This window comes from Caballeronia concitans, from assembly GCF_001544615.1.
Lineage (GTDB): Bacteria > Pseudomonadota > Gammaproteobacteria > Burkholderiales > Burkholderiaceae > Caballeronia > Caballeronia concitans.
Window position 1 is genome coordinate 1 of sequence record NZ_FCNV02000036.1, and the last position, 3538, is coordinate 3538.

The following is a 3538-nucleotide window of genomic DNA, read 5'->3' on the forward strand; positions in this document are numbered from 1 at the left end:
GCTGTTGATACTGAGTTCTTTCGTGCATCGCAACACCTTATACGAAACGGGTGTTGCACTTCGGATTTGAGGCCGCCGTCTAAAAAAACCATGCCAAAAGCGAAAAAATAAGATTTATCTTGATCTTATATAAAATTTTTACTGATCTGCCTTGTGGGTTGCTTTTTTGATATCCGGAGCGTGACCGGCTGCACGTCGACGTCTCCTATACATTTGTCACGGTGCCCAAGGGGTAATTATCAAAGTCGCGGTGGGGCATTCATTCTTGCCTGGGCGACGCCGAGAGAAATGCCGATGGTTAATCCGGCTGCGAGATCATTTGAAGGGAAGCTCTTGTACGCTGTTGGCGTCTAGGTGCGACTCTGTATGGCCGTGGAACCAAATTTGATCCTGCGAGCCCGTTCCACGCTGAAGCTTACTGCTGCGCTGTTTGAGCAATGTCTGAAGCAGCTCCAGAGCCGTCATCGACGGCTCGCAAGTCTGACGACTGCTACGGGTCGAAGAACGAAACCGCTCGCGCGGTAGGGGCTACGGCCCGACTTGGCGGGCCTTCAGAGGGGAGCGGCGCGATTCCGTATGTTGATGATCGGGGCAATCCGCCTCGTTCCTCAACGGAGCCGCATCATGACCTCCACTCAACCGGGCGTCAGCCCGCTGCGTCAGCGTATGACAGACGACATGCGCATGCGCCAGCTTTCTCCCGCGACTCAAGCCGGCTATCTGCGCATTGTGCGTGAATTTGCTCGATACCTGAAGCGCTCGCCCGACACGGCGACTGTAGAAGACCTGCGAAACTACCAGTTGTATTTGGTCGATCGCGGAACATCGCCTATCTCTCTCAATGCCGCGATCACCGGCCTGAAGTTCTTCTTCGAGATCACGCTTCAGAAACCAGAACTGATGGCTCGAATGCAGCCGGTGCGCGTGCCGCGCGTACTGCCGGTTATCCTCAGCCCCGACGAGGTCCGGCGACTGATTGCGGCAACAGGTAATTTAAAGCATCAGACGGCGTTGTCGCTGGCTTACGGCACTGGGTTGCGGGCCGGCGAAGTGGTCGCGCTCAAGGTGGGCGATATCGATAGCCAGCGCATGACGCTGCGCGTCGAACAGGGCAAGGGCCGTAAGGATCGCTACGCGATGCTCTCACCGGTGTTGCTCGAGCGCTTGCGGGTCTGGTGGCGCGTGGCCCGTTCGCAGGGCAAGATGCCGGATGGCGGCTGGATATTTCCGGGGCTCGATCCTGTCGACCCGCTGACTCCGCGGCAACTCAATCGCGCGATTCGCGCTGCGGCCGAAGCCGCGCAAATCGAAAAGCGCGTATCGATGCATACGCTGCGCCACAGTTTTGCCACGCACCTGCTCGAGCAGAAGGTGGATATCCGCGTGATTCAGGTGCTGCTGGGTCACAAGAAGCTTGAGACCACCGCACTTTACGCCCAGGTCGCCACCGACTTGCTGCAAGAAGTCGTCAGCCCGCTGGAGCGCCTGCGCCTCGAGTAGCGGACACGCGGTCGGATCCGATGCTGGAGGTCGCGGACATCTTCCGCGCCTGCGGGCACACGTGGCGACGCACAGTAGCGTTGAGCCTGGGGCAGTTGAAGGTGATGTCGGCCATCGAACAGTGCCGCAGCGCGGCGCTGGGCGGACATGTGCTGCGCTGTTCGGGCTGCAAGCGAACCGAGATCGCGTATAACTCATGTCTTATGGGGAGTCTTTCCGTATGTGGAGTAGACACGTCGAGCGAGCGCGGGCCGGGAAGCCCGCGCCGCTGCTACTCTCCATTAAAGCCTCGCCTTGAGCATGGCGATGACCTTATCGGATGGCCTAAACGAGCCTCTGCGCAGTTCCGGAGGAACGATTGCGTTGAGTGCTTCAAGCTTCTCGGTAGGGTCGGCACGGGTGTAGATTTCAGTAGTAGCCAGATCGCTATGTCCGAGCCAAAGAGACACTTTTCGGATATCGTTCGTGCTCTGCAGTACTATCATTGCGCACGTATGCCTCAAGACGTGCGGCGAAACACGTTTCTGTAACAACGAAGGGCACTTCTCGCTCGCCACCTCAGCATGATGTTTGAGGACGTAGGCAAACCCCCAGCGGCTCATCGCTTCACCCCGGGCATTGACGAACAACTCCGGTACTCGAGCCGTTCCCCGTACCGCGATCCATGCACGCAAGGCATTTGCGGTCACTTTCCAGAGGGGGAGCGTACGCTCACGCCGCCCCTTGCCATGAACGCGGATACTCATCGACGGCAGTGCAACATCCGTCATCTGTAACCCCGTCAACTCTGAAACGCGCAAGCCACCGCAGATAGCCATACGGTCTGAACGGAGCAATGTTGCGTACGAAGACGCGGTCACTTCCTGTCACTCGGGATCGGGATTCGAGATAACGCAGGAGTGCCTCACCAGCGTCTTGGGGTAGCGGGAGCCGAACTTCATAACGCCCCTTACCCGAGACCCGCAGCGTCCCGGTTTCCCACTCAATGTCTCTCAATCGAAGGTTTGCGAGGTCGCCCGCACGCACCCCGAGTCGCACGAGTAGCAGAATGATCGCGCGGTCGCGAAGTGCTCGAAGTGATTGGCCATCGCAAGCGGCAATCAGACGTTGAACATCGTCAGGTGCAAGACACTGGGGGAATGTCGACAGGCGCCAATGCGCCAGTGTGGGAACTGCTTGATCGAGACCGGCCCGACACAGGTCGTGAACACATAGATAACGCAGGAAGGCCCGCGCGCTGGTGATCCGCTTTTGGGCCGTACTGATGCCGCACTTGCAAACGCTATCCAGGAGGAACGTGCGTACGCGCTTTGGATCCCATCCGCTGACATCGTCCCCAACGGACTCGAGCATTGTCGTTGCATCACGACAGTACAGCCGAAGTGTTGCGGGCTTCGCACCCTGATGCCTTTGCATCCACCGCCGGAAATCGCTGACGATCGCAGGTTCGCAAACCCCAGCACTTGCAGGAATCCCGGCTTCACAGACACCGATTCCGATCAGGTACTCATGAAAGCGCTTCGCGCCGAAGTAGACATGATGGTTTGCTTTACCTCCTTTTGCATCTGGACAACTGCACGTCGGAAGATGTCGACAGAAGATTTGCAACATCTGCGGACCTACCTCGACCAGCGGTCTGCCACTCATCAGCATGAAGCGGCCCAGATGATCGGCGGCCCGTATGTACCGCACGGCGCTCGCCGCTGAATATCCATCCCGCTCCAGCGCATCAGCAAAGCCGTCAATGAAGGTGCCGGCCGGTCCCGTACGCAGGCGCCTCAATGTCTTGGGTGCTACCAGGTATGTGTCTAGCATCACGTCCTCCTGTGATGATTGCCCGTGAAAGCCAGACCACGATACAACGGAGGGACGCGTTTTAATGGGGAGTAAAAATACAGAACTGTTCGGTCTGCCGAGCCGAACATGGTTTCAGACTCCCTGTTATCCAGGACTCCCCATAAGACAGGAGTTGAAGGACACTTCTGTCTTTGCACAGCCTAAACAGCGCAGCACATGTCCGCCCAGTGCCGCTGTGCGG

The 3538-nt window shown here is 58.1% G+C and carries 3 protein-coding genes and 1 pseudogene; 2 read left to right on the forward strand and 2 right to left on the reverse strand.

Features of this window, described 5'->3' with window-relative positions; genetic code table 11:
• Positions 1-624 precede the first annotated feature (624 nt).
• Positions 625-1500, forward strand: a complete 876-nt coding sequence (locus AWB72_RS28230; protein ID WP_087129203.1) for a tyrosine-type recombinase/integrase — start codon at positions 625-627, stop codon at positions 1498-1500.
• Between the two features lie 20 nt (positions 1501-1520).
• Positions 1521-1712, forward strand: a pseudogene (locus AWB72_RS28235) (transposase zinc-binding domain-containing protein); the annotation flags it as partial.
• Between the two features lie 69 nt (positions 1713-1781).
• On the opposite strand, the gene AWB72_RS28240 reads toward AWB72_RS28235, so the two are convergent.
• Positions 1782-2270, reverse strand: a complete 489-nt coding sequence (locus AWB72_RS28240) for a tyrosine-type recombinase/integrase (protein ID WP_244285791.1) — start codon at positions 2268-2270, stop codon at positions 1782-1784.
• A complete protein-coding gene (locus AWB72_RS29870) occupies positions 2212-3315 on the reverse strand; it encodes a site-specific integrase (RefSeq protein WP_087129202.1) in 1104 nt (367 codons plus the stop codon). Before AWB72_RS29870 ends, AWB72_RS28240 begins: the two co-directional genes overlap by 59 nt.
• Positions 3316-3538: the final 223 nt, after the last annotated feature.

Bases quoted from the DNA above. Each gene is read 5' to 3' on its own strand.
- AWB72_RS28230 (WP_087129203.1), top strand. From the start codon at position 625: ATGACCTCCACTCAACCGGGCGTCAGCCCGCTGCGTCAGCGTATGACA.
- AWB72_RS29870 (WP_087129202.1), bottom strand. From the start codon at position 3,315: ATGCTAGACACATACCTGGTAGCACCCAAGACATTGAGGCGCCTGCGT.
- AWB72_RS28240 (WP_244285791.1), bottom strand. From the start codon at position 2,270: ATGACGGATGTTGCACTGCCGTCGATGAGTATCCGCGTTCATGGCAAG.